Source organism: Brevibacterium antiquum CNRZ 918, from assembly GCF_900169145.1.
Lineage (GTDB): Bacteria > Actinomycetota > Actinomycetes > Actinomycetales > Brevibacteriaceae > Brevibacterium > Brevibacterium koreense.
The window spans coordinates 1-1,059 of the sequence record NZ_FXZD01000048.1 but is presented as its reverse complement, the minus strand read 5'-3'; the positions used below and the strand labels follow the sequence as shown (position 1 = coordinate 1,059).

Here is a 1,059-nt window from a genome sequence, read left to right as displayed (position 1 = left end):
TCGTGGGATCCCGCTAGTAGTTCCGCCAAGAACCTCACGAAAGGCATCCCACGATGGCTGACCCCAATTCTGCCGTGTCGACCCTGATCAACCAAGTCCTGACCGACCCTGACCTCGCCCACTCCGACGTGTTTAGGCAAATGCTCCAAGCTGGCCTCCAGGACCTCATCGAAGCCGAAGCCACCGCCACGATCGGTGCCGCCCGCTACGAACGCAGCGAAGACCGTTCAACACGCCGTAACGGGTCGCGGAAGAAGACCCTGGCAACTCCCTCGGGAGAAGTCGACCTGGCGATCCCGAAGCTACGGAAAGGCTCGTTCTTCCCGTCCCTGCTCAATCCCCGTCGGCGGGTCGATAAGGCCCTCTACGCCGTCATCTGCCAGGCCTGGATCGACGGAGTCTCGACGAGGAAGGTCGATGACCTTGTGCGTGCTTTGGGCAACGAGTCCGGGATCTCTCGGTCGACGGTGTCGCGGATCTGTGCCGACATCGACGAGGCAGTGGCCGAGTTCCTGGCCCGTCGACTCGATCACACGTGGTTTCCCTACCTCTTCGTCGACGCCACCTATGTCGATGTCCGCCACCGGGGTCGTGTCGTGTCTCAGGCCGTGGCTGTGGTCACGGGAGTCTCATCACAGGGCAGGCGGGAGATCCTGACCATGAGTGTCGGAGATGCCGAGTCCACGGACTTCTGGACACAAGTCCTGCGTGGGCTGCGTGAGCGGGGGCTGAAAGTCAGCACCGAGACCGATCCCGAAGGTGTCGCGCTGGTGATCTCTGATGCTCATTCGGGGATCAAGGCCGCGGTCAAAGCGATCCTGCCCGGTGCTGGGTGGCAGCGGTGTCGAGTCCACTTCGCCCGTAACGTCACCCAGCGCCTTGGCAGTGCGCACTCGAAGCCGGTCAACGCGTTGATCTCAACGATCTTCGCCCAGACCACAGCCGAGTCCGTCATTGCCCAGTACAAGCAAGTCGCTGAGAGTCTGCGGGCGTCGTTTCCCGCCATCGCCGACATGCTCGATGCTGCGCTACCGGACTTGACGGCGTTCGCGTCTATGC

1 protein-coding gene is annotated in these 1,059 nt (G+C 62.5%); it reads left to right on the top strand.

Features of this window, described 5'->3' with window-relative positions; translation table 11 throughout:
• Nucleotides 1–53: 53 nt before the first annotated feature.
• A partial coding sequence (locus BANT918_RS17135) for an IS256 family transposase (protein ID WP_101621258.1) occupies nucleotides 54–1,059 on the top strand: 1,006 nt, incomplete at its 3' end.